The 15,025-nt window shown below is 35.3% G+C and carries 13 protein-coding genes; 1 reads left to right on the forward strand and 12 read right to left on the reverse strand.

Annotation, left to right across the window (positions count from 1 at the left end; translation table 11 throughout):
• Positions 1 to 45: 45 nt before the first annotated feature.
• From ald to LA20249_RS04430, 12 genes are all read right to left on the reverse strand, one after another.
• Positions 46 to 1,167 (reverse strand): alanine dehydrogenase, encoded by a 1,122-nt coding sequence (ald, locus tag LA20249_RS04375; protein ID WP_057740003.1) that lies wholly within the window; start codon positions 1,165 to 1,167, stop codon positions 46 to 48.
• A gap of 335 nt (positions 1,168 to 1,502) precedes the next feature.
• A complete protein-coding gene (gene thrS / locus LA20249_RS04380; RefSeq protein ID WP_057740001.1) occupies positions 1,503 to 3,473 on the reverse strand; it encodes a threonine--tRNA ligase in 1,971 nt (656 codons plus the stop codon).
• A 295-nt stretch (positions 3,474 to 3,768) separates the two neighbouring features.
• Positions 3,769 to 4,677: a primosomal protein DnaI gene (gene dnaI, locus LA20249_RS04385; RefSeq protein WP_057739999.1), complete on the reverse strand. Its 909-nt coding sequence runs from the start codon at positions 4,675 to 4,677 to the stop codon at positions 3,769 to 3,771.
• Between the two features lie 2 nt (positions 4,678 to 4,679).
• Positions 4,680 to 6,050, reverse strand: coding sequence for a DnaD domain protein (locus tag LA20249_RS04390; protein ID WP_057739997.1), 1,371 nt, complete (start codon positions 6,048 to 6,050; stop codon positions 4,680 to 4,682).
• An 11-nt stretch (positions 6,051 to 6,061) separates the two neighbouring features.
• Positions 6,062 to 6,535, reverse strand: coding sequence for a transcriptional regulator NrdR (gene nrdR / locus LA20249_RS04395; RefSeq protein ID WP_057739994.1), 474 nt, complete (start codon positions 6,533 to 6,535; stop codon positions 6,062 to 6,064).
• A gap of 21 nt (positions 6,536 to 6,556) precedes the next feature.
• Positions 6,557 to 7,150 (reverse strand): dephospho-CoA kinase, encoded by a 594-nt coding sequence (gene coaE / locus LA20249_RS04400; protein ID WP_057740377.1) that lies wholly within the window; start codon positions 7,148 to 7,150, stop codon positions 6,557 to 6,559.
• A complete protein-coding gene (gene mutM, locus LA20249_RS04405; RefSeq protein ID WP_057739991.1) occupies positions 7,147 to 7,974 on the reverse strand; it encodes a DNA-formamidopyrimidine glycosylase in 828 nt (275 codons plus the stop codon). Before mutM ends, coaE begins: the two co-directional genes overlap by 4 nt.
• An 11-nt stretch (positions 7,975 to 7,985) precedes the next feature.
• Positions 7,986 to 10,643 carry a DNA polymerase I gene (gene polA / locus LA20249_RS04410; RefSeq protein ID WP_057739989.1) on the reverse strand — a complete coding sequence of 886 codons (2,658 nt, stop codon included), beginning with the start codon at positions 10,641 to 10,643 and terminating at the stop codon, positions 7,986 to 7,988.
• Positions 10,644 to 10,790: 147 nt separating this feature from the next.
• Positions 10,791 to 12,188: an MFS transporter gene (locus tag LA20249_RS04415; protein ID WP_057739987.1), complete on the reverse strand. Its 1,398-nt coding sequence runs from the start codon at positions 12,186 to 12,188 to the stop codon at positions 10,791 to 10,793.
• A gap of 68 nt (positions 12,189 to 12,256) precedes the next feature.
• Positions 12,257 to 13,588: a UDP-N-acetylmuramate--L-alanine ligase gene (gene murC, locus LA20249_RS04420; protein WP_057739986.1), complete on the reverse strand. Its 1,332-nt coding sequence runs from the start codon at positions 13,586 to 13,588 to the stop codon at positions 12,257 to 12,259.
• An 8-nt stretch (positions 13,589 to 13,596) separates the two neighbouring features.
• Entirely contained in the window at positions 13,597 to 14,232 is a 636-nt protein-coding gene (gene ytpR, locus LA20249_RS04425; protein ID WP_057739984.1) for a YtpR family tRNA-binding protein, read from the reverse strand.
• Positions 14,233 to 14,254: 22 nt separating this feature from the next.
• On the reverse strand, positions 14,255 to 14,581 hold the full coding sequence (locus LA20249_RS04430) for a thioredoxin family protein (RefSeq protein ID WP_025084477.1): 327 nt from the start codon (positions 14,579 to 14,581) through the stop codon (positions 14,255 to 14,257).
• A gap of 126 nt (positions 14,582 to 14,707) precedes the next feature.
• Here LA20249_RS04430 and LA20249_RS04435 point away from each other — a divergent pair, with 126 nt between their 5' ends.
• Positions 14,708 to 15,022 carry a hypothetical protein gene (locus tag LA20249_RS04435; RefSeq protein ID WP_057739982.1) on the forward strand — a complete coding sequence of 105 codons (315 nt, stop codon included), beginning with the start codon at positions 14,708 to 14,710 and terminating at the stop codon, positions 15,020 to 15,022.
• The last annotated feature ends 3 nt before the right edge of the window (positions 15,023 to 15,025 follow it).

Raw genomic sequence — 15,025 nt, forward strand, 5'->3', positions numbered from 1 at the left:
CCGTACCTCACCAGTCTTTAGTTTTTATCTATATTTAATCAATATTTAGTTAGTTGTTTCTTCATCAATTGATAATTTTGTATATGGTAGATCAAGTGAATCTGCCAATCCTTTATTAGTTATCTTACCTTCAAAAAGGTTAACTCCTGATGCTAAGGACTCATCCGTCTTAATGGCTTCATTAATACCTTTATCAGCAATTTCCAGTAAATAACTTAAATTGCCCTTTGCCAAAGCCATTGTTGCTGTACGTGGCACTGCTCCCGGTTGATTAGGAACTGCATAATGAATAATTCCATCTTTTACAAAAATTGGATCGTCGATAGTCGTTGGATGATCAATTGTTTCAACCGTTCCACCTTGATCAATAGCTACATCGACTAGAACACTTCCTGGTTTCATTGATTTAACCATGTATTCCTTAACCAACTTAGGTGGTCTTGAACCTGGAATTAAAATCGTTGAAATAAAGATATCTGCATCTTTAATTTCTTTAGCTAGATTTTCTTCATTGGATTTAACAACTCTAAGCTTCTTACCTGCAAATTTATCTTGTAAAAGTTTAATTCTTTCATCATTCAATTCAATAATTACTACTGAGCATCCCATGTTCAAAGCTAATGTAGCGGCATTTGTAGCGGCATTCCCACCACCAAAGATTACAACGTTGCCACCATCGATTCCAGGAATGCCGGGTAAAAGAATTCCCTCGCCTTGATGTTGTGCTTCAAGATAATAAGCACCCATAATAACTGATCTTCGTCCAGCAATTGCACTCATTGGTGCTAACAGTTCTAATTTTCCATCTTTAACAATTGTTTCTCCACCAATTGCAGTTGTACCTGCTTTCATCATTGCCTCAACAGTTGGCTTTGATGATGCTAAATGTTGAAATCCCCAAACGATTTTACCCTTTGAGAAATACTTATATTCTTCGGGATCGGGCTCCTTAACCTTGATGATCAATTCGGCTTTCCAGCCATCTTCATGACTAACCAATTTACCACCAGCATCGACATACTCTTCGTTTGTAAAGCCTGCACCAATACCTGCATTTTTTTCAACAAGTACCTCGTTGCCAGCTTCAACCATTTTACGGACATTTTCTGGAGTTGCCGCTACACGACCTTCTCCTTCTTTTTGTTCCTTAATTACAGCGATTTGCATATTTACACTCTCCTTTTGTGAAAAAAATAACTATTTCCTTACAAGGGCATGATAACGCTCACAACTAGCGGTATCAACCTATTTTTTTGCTTCACAAACTAAAAAATCGGGATAACCATTGCCAAGATTGAGAAAATTTTATCAAAATATTTTTTCATTTCACAAATTATCACATTTTAGAACATCTTTGATTTATATTTTGTATATGAAATAAATACAACTGTTTATTTTAAGTGAACACATCACAATTTTTTTGATTAAAAAAAATACACCCAATCATTTTCATGACTGAATGTATTTGAATTATAAAATATTATTTAACTGACAAATATTGATTAATCTTTATCATCAGATTTATCAGTAACATCTTTACGACTGAAATTATTGATATCAGCAACAACAGAACTTACAAACATCTTAGCATTTTCTGATGATGAATCATCTTCACCATATTTTCTAACTGAAACTGTTGCATCTCTTGTCTCTTCATCACCAACAACAACTGTATATGGAATCTTCATTGTTTGAGCGTCACGGATCTTGTAACCCATCTTCTCATCACGATCATCAATTTCAGCACGGATATTCTTAGCACGTAATTCACTAAGAACGTCGTTAGCATAATCCGTATGTAATTTTTGGTTAACAGGAATAATTCGAACTTGTGTAGGAGCCAACCATGTTGGGAAAGCACCCTTGTAAATTTCAATTAGGTAAGCAATGAATCTTTCCATAGTTGAAACAATACCACGGTGAATCATAACTGGTCTATGGTCTTCACCATCTGAACCAACGTATGTCAATTGGAACTTCTCTGGTTGCATGAAGTCTAATTGAATTGTTGACAATGTCTCTTCATTACCAAGAGCTGTCTTTGTTTGTACATCAAGCTTTGGACCATAAAATGCAGCTTCACCTTCGGCTTCATAATACTTCAAGCCCAGATCATCCATAGCGGCTTTAAGCATTGATTGTGATCTGTTCCACATTTCATCATCATCGAAATACTTTTCAGTATTAGCTGGATCTCTGTAGCTAAGACGGAATGTGTAATCATTGATATCAAAGTCTTTATAAACTTCAACCATCAATTGCAAAGTACGTTTGAATTCTTCTTGAATTTGATCAAGGGCAACGAATGTGTGACCATCATTTAGAGTCATTTCACGAACACGTTGTAAACCACTCAAAGCACCTGATTTTTCATATCTGTGCATCATACCAAGTTCAGCAATACGAAGTGGTAGATCACGGTATGAACGATTATGATGCTTGTAAATTTGGATATGTGAAGGACAATTCATTGGACGAAGTTCAAGCATTTCGCCATCACCCATGTCCATTGGTGGGAACATATCTTCACGATAATGTGCCCAGTGACCTGAAGTCTTGTAAGCATTCAAGTTCATCAAAATTGGTGTATAAACGTGCTTGTATCCCCAAGCAACTTCCTTATCAATAATGTATCTTTCAATAACACGACGAATAGTAGCACCATTTGGCATCCAGTATGGAAGACCTGCACCAACCTCTGGATCAACGAAGAACAAATCAAGATCACGACCGATTGTTCTGTGGTCACGTTCTTTAATTTCTTGACGACGTTTCAAGTCAGCCTTTAATCCATCTTCCTTGTAGAAAGCTGTACCATAAATTCTTTGTAACATTGGATTACTTGACTTACCTTGCCAATAAGCACCAGCAACAGAAAGCAATTCAAAGTGTTTCAAAGCTTTAAGATTATTTAGAACTGCATCGTAACCAAAGTCAACAAAACCATCAATTGTATAGACAGGAATCTGTACTGACTCAACTGCACCAATCAATGATGACTTGTAAGGATCGTCTTTGAACATTTCAACAAGATCCTTTTTATCCATCATAGATCTTTCAATCTTATCGTTATTCTTGATAATCTTATTCATCAAGGCAGTGATTTCTTTCAATTCATCGACACTGATTTGACCATCTTCGTTATCAGTATCAACATAGAATCCATCATCGTTGGCTTGTTTTTCACCAAAGTGAAGATCTTTCTTAAATTTCTTAGCAGCAGCACTGAATACTAATGCTGCAGTATTTCTCAATACTTTTAAAGCGTCATCTTTGTCTTCACCAGAAATGATTTCAATCTTGGCATCTTGTTTGATAGGACGTTCAAGATCAACCAAAGTATCATTAAGCTTACCAGCAACAGCTTTTTTACCTAATGAAGTACTAATTGACTTAGCAACGTCTAAAGTAGTTGTGCCTTCGTCAAACTCCTTAACAGAATTATCTGGGAATGTTAACTTGATTTTTGACATAGACTATTTCCTCCTAAATTTTAGATAACAAAAAATGCGTCCCTGAAGTATAGACATATAACTAAATATGTACATACTTCAGGGACGCATCTGCGCGGTTCCACCCATGTTAAAACTGTATAACAAATAACAGTTTTCACTCTATGGTTATAAAGTAACCAACAATTATATAGTTTTATATGGAAGTGGTAACTCCAGTAATGGGTAAGCTTTCAGTAATCGTACCCTCCCTGAATAGAACCGAAGTGTTATCTTTCATGTCTTTATTGAAACACTTATTTTTAAATAATACAAGTTATTTTTTAAATCTTCTATTCTGACCAGTTACAATGACTTCACGTGAAAGATACTTAACTCGTTCCATGATACGTTTGGCTTTCACAGGTTCCTCTTCGCCACGTTGATTCACGGACAAATGCTGTTCAAATTCTTTCATGGAAAAGTTAGATGAAAAGAAAGTTGGCAAATTTTCCTGCATCCGATACTGCAAGATAACTCCCAAAACTTCATCCCTGATCCAACTGGACATCGTATCCGCACCAATATCATCCAGCATCAAAATATCAGCAACCTTAATCTTATTAACTTTTGCTAAAACGTTATTTTGACCAATAGAATCCTTCATCTCCACAGCAAAGGTTGGAAAATGCACCAAGGTCGTATGAACGTCATGCTTAAATAGTTCATTCGCAATTGCACCAAGAAGATACGTCTTACCAACGCCAAAATCGCCAGCCAAGAACAGACCTGGGGTAAATGTTTTTGAATGTAAATAATTATCAATAAAATCTAATGCTTGTGCCAACGCATCTTGGCGGCCTTCACCATCATAATCATCCAGTTTGGCACGACGAATGTCTGGAGCCATGTCCATCAAGACGAAACTTGATTCATATTGATTTCTCTTTTCTCGATTTTGAGTTCGTTCATTAGGATAATAAGCAACTTCAATATTGTGATTACTAACAATTAGTTTAGGATAATACCCCTTACTCAACTCACTTGCATGATTTTTATTATTATAAAATTCATAAATACTAGCCGCACTAGTAGAAATCGCATCGGAATTGATTTTATTTTCATTTTCTTTTAAAAATTTCTGTACATCGGGATCATTCAAAGCATTATTAAGAAGACGGCGATAATCCTCCGTCAAATTTTTTGAATTCAAATATTCTGCTAATCTACTACCTAAATTGTCCATGCTTAATTATCCTTATTTCTCAATCTTTTCAGTCTATTCTGAAGATCTGTCTGTTCGTTCTCTTGACTTGCTTTCTTTGGTACCTTAGCTTTAATTTTACTCCAATCAGTCGCTTGTTCAACTTTACGATTTTTATTGTTATAACGGCGTTTAGGATTACGTGGACGATTTTGAAAATCGCTAATTCGTTTCAAAGCCTGTTCTGCCGTTTTAACCCCGTTTTGCTGCCAATCATTTGCGACTGTCTCCATCAAAGGCAAAGTCAAGGTTGGTGATGTCTGTAAAATATAATAGACCATAATATTTAATACTGATGGTGATAGAAATGACTTCATTGCCATATTCCGTAAAGCTTTGGATTCCACTGTACCAGTAAAGCCACCGCTTTTTTGTTTTTGAGCAGCCAAAAATTCTGCCGGCCTCAACTCTCGAGCTTGCTTTAATAACAATTGATCAGAACGATTTAAATTACTGTCATCACTTTTTTCTTCTTTTTCTGAATTTGCTTGATGTCTAACTGAAATATTGGCATTTTTCTCAAATCGATCCTGAATGTCTTTTTTTAATCGTGTAGGGTCAATCTCATTTTTTACAATATCACAAGTTCGTCCAATAGCATTAATTATTGTATTTTCATCTAAATCATAAAAAGCATGTAAATTCAAAATCAACTCCTGATTTTGCAATAAATTATCAGGGCTAATTTTAAATAAATGCTGGATCCGATCGGAAATCAATTCCCAGTCTAATTGGGGTACTTTCTCTTCGCTCAGAGATGGGCTCTGATGATCATTTTCATTAACTTTAAAGTTACTCTGCGTATTTTTCACTTCTGTAGGGGCATTGATCAAATCGTTATTGCTTAATTGAAAGACTTCCAGAAAATCCTTAGTAATTTCATTAGAGTTTTTCAAGATCAAATTAGAATGAGAATACTTATCGGCTAACAAATGAAATTTTTTTTCACCAACTTGTTCGTACAAAAAAATGCTCATCAAATCATCTTGAAAAAATTCATCCGGAGAAAGTGGCTCAAACAATTGATAAATGTAATATGGTCCTATATCATCTTTTTTTTGATACGTTCTAATTAAACCTAAAGCTTCTGCTTTGATTCTTGCATCATAAAATCGTTTTAAATCAATTCCCAACAAACTCATTAGTTCGGCATGACTCTTTCTTTGCGTAACTAATTCTTTATTAGGTAGTTTTTCCCAAAGCAATAAATATAAACTAAAGGCTTCTATACCCAAGATTGGTAAATACAAATCCGTCAAAATATGCCGATCGTCATCATTTAAATGACCACTGGGTAAGCACCAGTAGCCAACTAATGGCGTGAATTTATCTGTTCCAAAATTACTCGTTGCCAATAGGACTCCCCTTACTTCTTATCAATTTTCTTACCATTGGACATCATTTCTTGAACTTCCTGCATGAAACCATTCATATCTTTAAATTCACGATAAACACTGGCAAAGCGTATGTAAGTCACATCGTCAACTTTAGACAATATTTTCATCACATGCTCACCGATTACTTGCGATCTGACTTCACTTTCTCCAGTAGATCTGATTTCATTTTCAACTTTGTCGACAATATCATTCATTTGATCCATAGTTACAGGACGCTTTTCAGCCGCACGAACTAAGCCGTGAAGTAATTTTTCTCGACTAAATTCTTCCCTATTTCCATTTTTCTTGATGACTAATAGTGGTGACTTCTCTAATCTTTCAAACGTTGTGAAACGAGTACCGCAATACTCACATTCACGTCGTCTTCTAATTGCACGTCCTTCATCGCTGGGACGACTATCAATAACTTTTGATGAATCATGATGACAGTGTGGACAAATCAAGATTCCAACCTCTTTTCCAAATTAAAGTTGTGCTACTAACTTATTAAATTCTTTTGTAAGATTTGCTAAATCTCCTGAATTATCAATCACAAAATCAGCACGATTCTTTTTCTCGTCCATCGACATTTGTGAATTGATCTGCTCCAAAGCAACTTTTTTGGTTAAGCCATTTCGCTTCATTAAACGTTGTAATTGAATCTGTGGCTCTACATAGATACTAATCACGCCGTCAAAATAATTCTGATAATTGCCTTCAAACAAAAGCGGTATTTCAAAAATAGAGATTGTCTTTTCAGATGATTTCTTATTAGTTTCAATCGTCTGTAAAATTTCTTTTTTTATCAATGGTCTCGTAATGGCATTCAATTTAGCTAGTTGCTCTTGATCACTAAAAACAATGGAACTTAATTTCTTACGATTCAAGGTTCCCTCAGGCAATAAAATACCCTCGCCAAATTGTTGCGTAATCTGTTGCAATCCCACTGTACCAACTTTGACCACTTCTCTAGCCACATAATCAGCATCATAAATAACAAACTTGTTTTGTCTAAATAGATTTAAAACGGTTGATTTGCCTGAAGCAATTCCTCCCGTTAAACCGTAGATCTTACTCATTTCACTACCTGGCACCTTGGGCAAAAATGCGTTCCTCGACCTCCAACTTTAATTTTTTCAATCAAGGTTTGGCATCTTGGACAAGGCGTTCCTTCTTTTCCGTAAACTTTTAAATTATTTTGCATGTTACCCATATGGCCGTTTGCATCCACATAAGAACGGACGGTTGAACCACCAGATTCAATTCCTATTTTCATCTCTTTATTGGATGCTTCAATGATATTTTGAATATCTTCATCACTCAAATGATTAGCAGGCGTTTTGGGGTGTAATTTTATTTTCCAAAGTACCTCATCGACGTAGATATTTCCCAGACCACTCATGACCGATTGGTCTAACAGAACAGTCTTAATATCTTTATGATGACGCATAATTCTTGGTTTCAAATTTTGAAAAGTGAATTCCGACGATAAGGGCTCTGGTCCTAATTTTTTTATAGATTTATTCTCTGATAAATCATCAGTTCTCCACAGCTGCATTCGGCCAAATTTACGAACGTCATTATAAATCATTTTTTCGCCATTATCCAATGTAAAAATAGCATGCGAATGTTTGTCAATAGCACTAGGATCTGCCGAAATCCTATATCTTCCTTCCATTCGCAAATGACTAATTATTGTATAACCATTATCCAAATGAATCAATAGAAACTTAGCTCGTCGATCAACATTTTCGATTATGGCGCCAGTCACAAATTCAATGAACTGTTCCACATCCCCGGTAATCAAATTCTGATACCGAATCTCCACATGTGTTATTTTACGACCCTTAACTCGAGCGTTCAAACCTCTTTTAACCGTTTCAACTTCTGGCATTTCTGGCATTTTATCACCTACTATTTAGCTTCGTACCAAGTTTTTCCATGAGCCGTTTCAACTTTCAAAGGTACATCCAATTTTACAGCTGAATCCATGACGCTTGGAACTAATTTCTCTAATGTTGCAATTTCTGTCGCCGGTGCTTCAAAAATCATTTCATCATGTACTTGCAACAATAGATTAGCTTGCAATTTTTCCTTTACTAACATCTTTTGCATATTGATCATTGCCACTTTAATAATATCCGCAGCACTACCCTGAATTGGCGTATTCATAGCCGTTCTTTGGGCAAAATTACGCATATTAAAATTCTTTGAATGAATATCTGGTAAATAGCGACGACGATGCATAATTGTTTCCACGTAACCATTTTCACGGGCATATTTAACAATATCATCCATATATTTTTTAACGCCTGGATATTGTTCGAAATATGACTCAATAAAAGCTGCGGCTTGTTTACGACTAATGCCGATATTTTGTGACAGACCATAGTCACTGATACCATAAACAATCCCAAAGTTAGTAGCTTTAGCTTGACGACGCATATTAGGAGTCACTTCATCAGTACTATTCAAACCAAAGATCCGCATAGCCGTATGTGCGTGAATATCGTAATCCTCGTTGAAAGCCTCTTGCATGTGTTCGTCTCCTGAAATATGGGCCAACACGCGTAATTCCACTTGTGAATAATCAGCTGAAAAAATCTCCCAATCCTTATGCTGAGGAACAAAAGCCTTACGTATCTGCTTTCCTTCATCAATTCTAATAGGAATATTTTGTAGATTAGGTTCAATTGAAGATAGACGTCCGGTTTGCGTCAAAGTTTGTAAATAAATCGTATGAATTTTGTTATCCGGCTGAATAAACTTTTGTAATCCAACCACATAAGTCGATTGAATCTTAGAAATTTGACGATAATCTAAAACCATCTGAACGACAGGAGACTTATCCTTTAACTTCTCTAAGACATCGACCGAAGTAGAATAACCTGTTTTAGTCTTTTTAATCACGGGCAATTTCAAATCTTCAAATAAAACGACACCTAGTTGTTTGGGCGAGTTAATATTAAACTCTTTACCCGCCTCTTGATAAATCTTTTGCTCAATTTCATTCAGCTTCTTTGCAAAAGTATTCTCCATTTCCTGTAATTTGGAGGCTTCAACCGTAATACCCTTAATTTCCATTTCAGCCAAAACAATTGATAATGGCAATTCAATTTCATCATAAAGGCTATCTTGGTCATTATCCTTTAATTCAGCAAGCATCTGATCTTTCAAGGTATCAATAACTTGAGCCTCCTGAGCTAGGAAATTCAACAATACTTTTTCATCTTCAGGAACGGCTTTTTTAACACCTTTACCATAGAACTCTTCTTGGGTTGGCAAACTAATATTATAATTGTGAGCTACTAAACCAATGTCTTGTTTGTTGTCATTGGTATCTAGTAAATAGGCCACTAATAACATATCGAAACTAACCCCAGCGAGCTGACAGCCATAACGATGCAATAACGCTATAGTCTGCTTATTGTCAAAGAGATACTTCTCTTTTGTTTTATCAGCCAGCCAAGTTTTCAGTGATTGATTTTCCAAAACTGAAACATCAGTCGTTCCATAGTATGTCTGACCATCGGAAATTAAAATTCCAATGATTGGCGCTGTATGATAGTTTTCTCCAAAGCCTTCTACGACCAAAGTATGAACTTTTTGGCTTTCAACAATCTCTTTAATTGCTGAATCATTTAATTCTTTGACCTCAATTTTAACTAGGTCTTTTGAACTATCTTCTGTCTTAATATCCATTCTTTCCAAAAATGATTGAAAATTCATCTTTTGATAAAATTGAATCAACATTTCTTGATTATCTCCACGATATTCCAAATCGCTCAAATTTAATTCAACCGGCGAATCACAATTGATCGTAGCTAATTTTTTACTTAAAAATGCTTGGTCCTTATCGTCGATCAAATGCTCTTTTAGTTTGCTCTTCTTCATTTCATCAACATGTTCATAAATATCTTCCATACTGCCATATTGATTGATCAATTTAATAGCAGTCTTTTCACCGACTTTTTCAACGCCAGGATAATGATCAGAGTTATCACCCATTAAACCTTTCATATCAATGATCTGTTGTGGAGTAATACCCAATTTCTCTTTGACATGTTTTGGAGTATAACTTTCCGTCTCCGTCACGCCTTTGACATTTACACGTACAGTAACTTTATCAGTCGTCAATTGAGTCAAATCACGATCCCCTGTAATGATGGTAACGTCCATGCCATCTTTTTCAGCTTTACGTGACATAGTTCCGATGATGTCATCAGCTTCATAATTAGGCAACTGATACGTCTTGATTCCTCGGTAATTTAATAAATCTTGAATCAATGGCAATTGTTCCATTAATTCTGGCGGAGTTTTCGCACGTGTCCCTTTGTATTCTTTGAACATTTCTGTTCTAAAAGTAGTTTTACCAGCATCAAATGCCACCAATGTATGCGTTGGCTTTTCATCTTTTAAAATCAAATCCAACATATTGTTGAAAGCATACAGGGCGTTGGTATGAATGCCATCCCCGTTGACAAATTTATCTAAGACGTTGTGCATGGCGAAAAATGCTCTGAAGGATACACTATTTCCGTCTATTAAAAGTAATTTTTTATTTTGTGTCATATTTTCTCCAATTTAATTGAATTAACTAATCTTATTTTAACAAATCAAAGCACCTAAAAAAAGTTACTCCCTCGTTAAATAACTTTATCTATCAAAAAAGCCGACGCCATAACTACTAAGAGCTATTATATCGACTTTTACAATAACTTATTCATTTTTTTGATATTTAAAGTGAACATAAAGAATTGATCCAAGTACTAGTACAGATAAAATCGTCAAAATAATAAAGTCAACTTTTGTTCCAGAAATTGTATTAACCACTGAATTATTAGATCCACTAGTCAAAGCGGCAGCTGAAATAACTACTGACAAGACATTAGTACCTAATGAACCCGCGTACTGTTGCATCATACTAAACAAAGAGTTCTGATCAGATTTCTTAGCGCCTTGAACTTGGCGACTCCCATCAGACAATGAGGTCCCAAATCCAAAATTAAAACCAATTCTGAGAATCAAATAAATCAAGGTAATACTCATCAAAGTTAAACTTTCACTTTTTATTAAGAAAAGCCCTGATCCTACAGTAATCAGAATACCACTGATAACCAATGGCAATGTAGGACCTTTTTTATCGTACAAATATCCTGCAAAAGGCCCCATAACTGCTCCTAGTAGTGAACCAGGTAACAACATTAAACCAGCTTCAGCCGAATTCAAGTGTAAAGCTGTTTGTGCGAAGATTGGTAAGACGAATGACAAACCAATATTAATAAATTGCAGACTGAAATAACTGAACAAACGTAAACGTAAGACAGGTAGTTTTAATATTGAAAAATCAATCAATTGACGTTTACTCTGACTATTGTACCAAGCAAAAATGAGCACAACTACAATTGATACTACGATCCATAGCAAAAATTGACTCGAAGTAAAACCATGAGTTCCAGCTTGATCAAACGTAAATAAGATCATTGAAAATATAATTGCTAAACCAATTACACTAAAATAATCAAAAGAAATCCCCTTAGTCCCAAAAGCTTTTCCACGAATGGACAATTGTCCGATAATAAATAGAACAATAATTAAAGGAATTACACCTACAAATATTTCTCGCCAACTCCACATACGATTAATTATTCCACCATAAGTTGGTCCTAGTGCTGGGGCCAATGAAATAACCACTCCTGCTAAACCAGTATACAATCCTAACTTAGCTGGTGGTACTTCTTCAAAAATCAAATTAAACATCAACGGTGTCGACAAACCAGTCGCAATAGCTTGCAATAATCTTCCAGCCATTAATACCGGAAAATTAGGAGCCATCATACAAATGATTGAACCAATCAGACATAAAGATGCCGCAAAGATAAAAATTTTTAATGGATCAAATTTTTTTAAAATATAAGCTGTCGTACTCATTACAATTGTCGTTAATAACAAGTATCCGGTCGTTAGCCACTGAACCGTGCCTAAACTGACATTCAATTCCTTAGTCAGAGTTGGAAAAGTTACATTCATCGATGTTTCAATTAAAATTCCAGTAAACGATAATAATCCGACGGCAAAAATTGATAATTTTACACGTGTTGAAACAGTATCTTTCACGTTTAGTTCCTCTTTTCATAAAAAAAGAGCCATGACAATTCGCTCTGTCATAGCCCTTACTATTTAATTTATTGTTGATTAGGATTTAAGGTACTTAGCAATTGTTCATAAGCAGTTTCATACTTTTGAACATCACCGGCACCCATGAATATCATCACAGTATTATGATATTCCAATAATGGAGACATATTATCAAGTGTTAGAACTTTTCCACCCTTATGAATCTTGTCGCCAAGATCTTTACTTGTAATATCGCCATGGGCTTCACGAATAGAGCCAAAGATATTAGTTAAGTAAACTTCATCAGCTAGATCCAATGACTTAGCAAAGTCATCCATCAAAGCTAAAGTTCTTGTATAAGTATGTGGTTGGAAGACCGCAATAATCTTCTTATCAGGATATTTTTGTCTAGCAGCATCAATCGTTGCTTTGATTTCTTGTGGGTGGTGAGCGTAGTCGTCGATGATAACTTGGTCAGCCACTTTCTTTTCACTGAAACGTCTCTTAACACCACTGAAGGTTTGTAATTCACGATTAATCAAGGCATGGTCAAGTTTTTCCATATGACCTACACCGATGACAGCTAATGAATTTAAAACATTGTGTTCGCCAAACAATGGAACTTGGAAATTACCAATATTTTCACCATCAATTGAAACATCAAATGATGAACCTTTGACCGTTCGCTTGATATTAGTTGCACGAATGTAATCTGATTCATTTAAACCATATGTATAAATAGGTGTATCAGCTTTGATGGTCTTAGCATGTTTATCTTCGCCCCAAATGAAAATACCCTTTTTAGTCTTTCGAGCTTCTGATTCAAAGGCGTCAACAACATCATTGATCCCACCAAAGAAGTAATCAGGATGATCAAAGTCAATATTAGTAATAATCAAATAATCAGGAGAATAGGCTAAGAAATGACGACGATATTCATCGGCTTCGAATACAAAGAACTTAGCATCTTTGATTCCTTTACCAGTACCATCACCAATCAAATATGATGTCTTAGCAATTCCGCTTAAAGTATGTGCCAACAAACCAGTTGTACTAGTCTTACCGTGTGAACCAGCGATACCAATTGAAGTATAATCTGAAACTAACTCACCAACTAATTCTGGATATGTAATTACTTTTAAGTGCATATCATTAGCTTTTTTAATTTCTACTTGATCATTACTAAAAGCGTTTCCCTTAACAATAGTTAAGCCTTCGTGAATATTTTTCTCATCGAAAGGCAAAATCTTGATTCCTGCTTGTTCAAGACCACGTTGAGTAAATGTATATTTATCAATATCTGAGCCTTGAACTTCATATCCTAAATCTTTCAAAATGAGTGCCAAAGCGCTCATTCCTGTTCCTTTAATTCCAACAAAATGATAAACTGTCTTTTCCATAATAGCTCCTAATTAAACAAATTCTTTGCTTCTTCAAAATCAAATGCTTGACCAGCTTTTCCTTGATCAAGTACTAGAATACCACGTTTTTGCGGTGCATTAGGAATTCCTAATTCTCTAGCAGAACAGATCATTCCGTAACTATCGACACCACGCAACTCACCTGGCCAAATTTCCTTGCCAGTAGGCATAACAGCACCTGGTAAAGCAACGACAACTAATTGTCCTTCGTCAATATTTGGAGCACCACAAACGATTTGGACTGGTTTATCTAAGCCGACATCAGTCTGAGTAATATGTAAATGATCTGAATCAGGATGAGCCTTCATTTCATCAACATGTCCAATTACAAACTTCGGACTTTTATCAGCTTCTAATTTGTCAGAAAAACCTGCTTTAACAAGCGTATCATTTAAAACATCTACTTGTTTATCATCTAAGAAAACTTGACCGGATTCATTTTGAATTCCTAGTTTCTCTCCTAGGTCAAAGAAATTGAAGCCAATAGCTTCGTCATTCTTTTCATTGAAAATACGTACAATATTATCTTTTTGGGTCGTATCCTGTGAAATACCAACATCATTGCCTAATTCCACAATTAGAACGTCCCCTAAAACTTCTGGATTATAAAAGCTTAATAGCAAGTTTTTCCCCTCACTTGATCAATTATTTGTTAATTACGCTGTTAATAAAGGTCTCAACTTCTTCTTTAGTTTTTCGATCTTTATTTACTAGTCTACCAATTTCTTTTCCATTTTCAATAACAACAAAGCTAGGAATACCCATAATTCCTAATTCTTGAGCAACTTCCATGTTATTATCACGGTTAAAACTGATCCAAGTGAAATCTGAGTACTCTTTTTCTAATTCTGGTAGTTTTGGTTCGATAAATTTGCAATCTGGGCACCAATCAGCGTGGAAAAATAGGACATACTTGCCTTCCTTTGTTGCTTCATGCCAATCTTTTACATTATAATCTTCAATTGTCTTCATATTTATTCACCTCTGTCAATAAGATACTTTTTATTTTTAAAACGGTCAATTAAATGTTCTTGAGCATTCGATTGAGATATAATAGTGTTAATATATCAGTAAATCGAAATCAAGGAGTGATTTTTTATGAGTAAAAAAGGTATCGGTTCATTAATCGTTACTGGTTCTGTACTTGTGGCTGGTGCAGCCGCTACAGTTTTAGTAAAACACCATCTGGATAGCGAGAAAATAATTGATAAAGTTAAGTCTGTTTTAGGCGAAGATAGTAAAGTTATTGGTTCTTGGGTTGAACCATTTTATCAAAGAGTCGATGTAAATGGTCGTTCAACATGGGGAATCGTTGGTGGCGTTACTACCATGGACGAATTCGACGTCGCTCAATATCATTTCATTGCTGACGCCATTACCGGTGAATTACTTAACATTAAAAAAGTACAATAAAAT

The sequence above is a fragment of the Companilactobacillus alimentarius DSM 20249 genome, assembly GCF_002849895.1.
GTDB classification, from domain to species: Bacteria; Bacillota; Bacilli; order Lactobacillales; family Lactobacillaceae; genus Companilactobacillus; species Companilactobacillus alimentarius.

Coding starts and splice junctions, on each gene's coding strand:
- ald (WP_057740003.1), bottom strand. CDS start 1,167: ATGCAAATCGCTGTAATTAAGGAACAAAAAGAAGGAGAAGGTCGTGTA.
- thrS (WP_057740001.1), bottom strand. CDS start 3,473: ATGTCAAAAATCAAGTTAACATTCCCAGATAATTCTGTTAAGGAGTTT.
- dnaI (WP_057739999.1), bottom strand. CDS start 4,677: ATGGACAATTTAGGTAGTAGATTAGCAGAATATTTGAATTCAAAAAAT.
- coaE (WP_057740377.1), bottom strand. CDS start 7,150: ATGAGTAAGATCTACGGTTTAACGGGAGGAATTGCTTCAGGCAAATCA.
- mutM (WP_057739991.1), bottom strand. CDS start 7,974: ATGCCAGAAATGCCAGAAGTTGAAACGGTTAAAAGAGGTTTGAACGCT.
- polA (WP_057739989.1), bottom strand. CDS start 10,643: ATGACACAAAATAAAAAATTACTTTTAATAGACGGAAATAGTGTATCC.
- murC (WP_057739986.1), bottom strand. CDS start 13,588: ATGGAAAAGACAGTTTATCATTTTGTTGGAATTAAAGGAACAGGAATG.
- LA20249_RS04430 (WP_025084477.1), bottom strand. CDS start 14,581: ATGAAGACAATTGAAGATTATAATGTAAAAGATTGGCATGAAGCAACA.
- LA20249_RS04435 (WP_057739982.1), top strand. CDS start 14,708: ATGAGTAAAAAAGGTATCGGTTCATTAATCGTTACTGGTTCTGTACTT.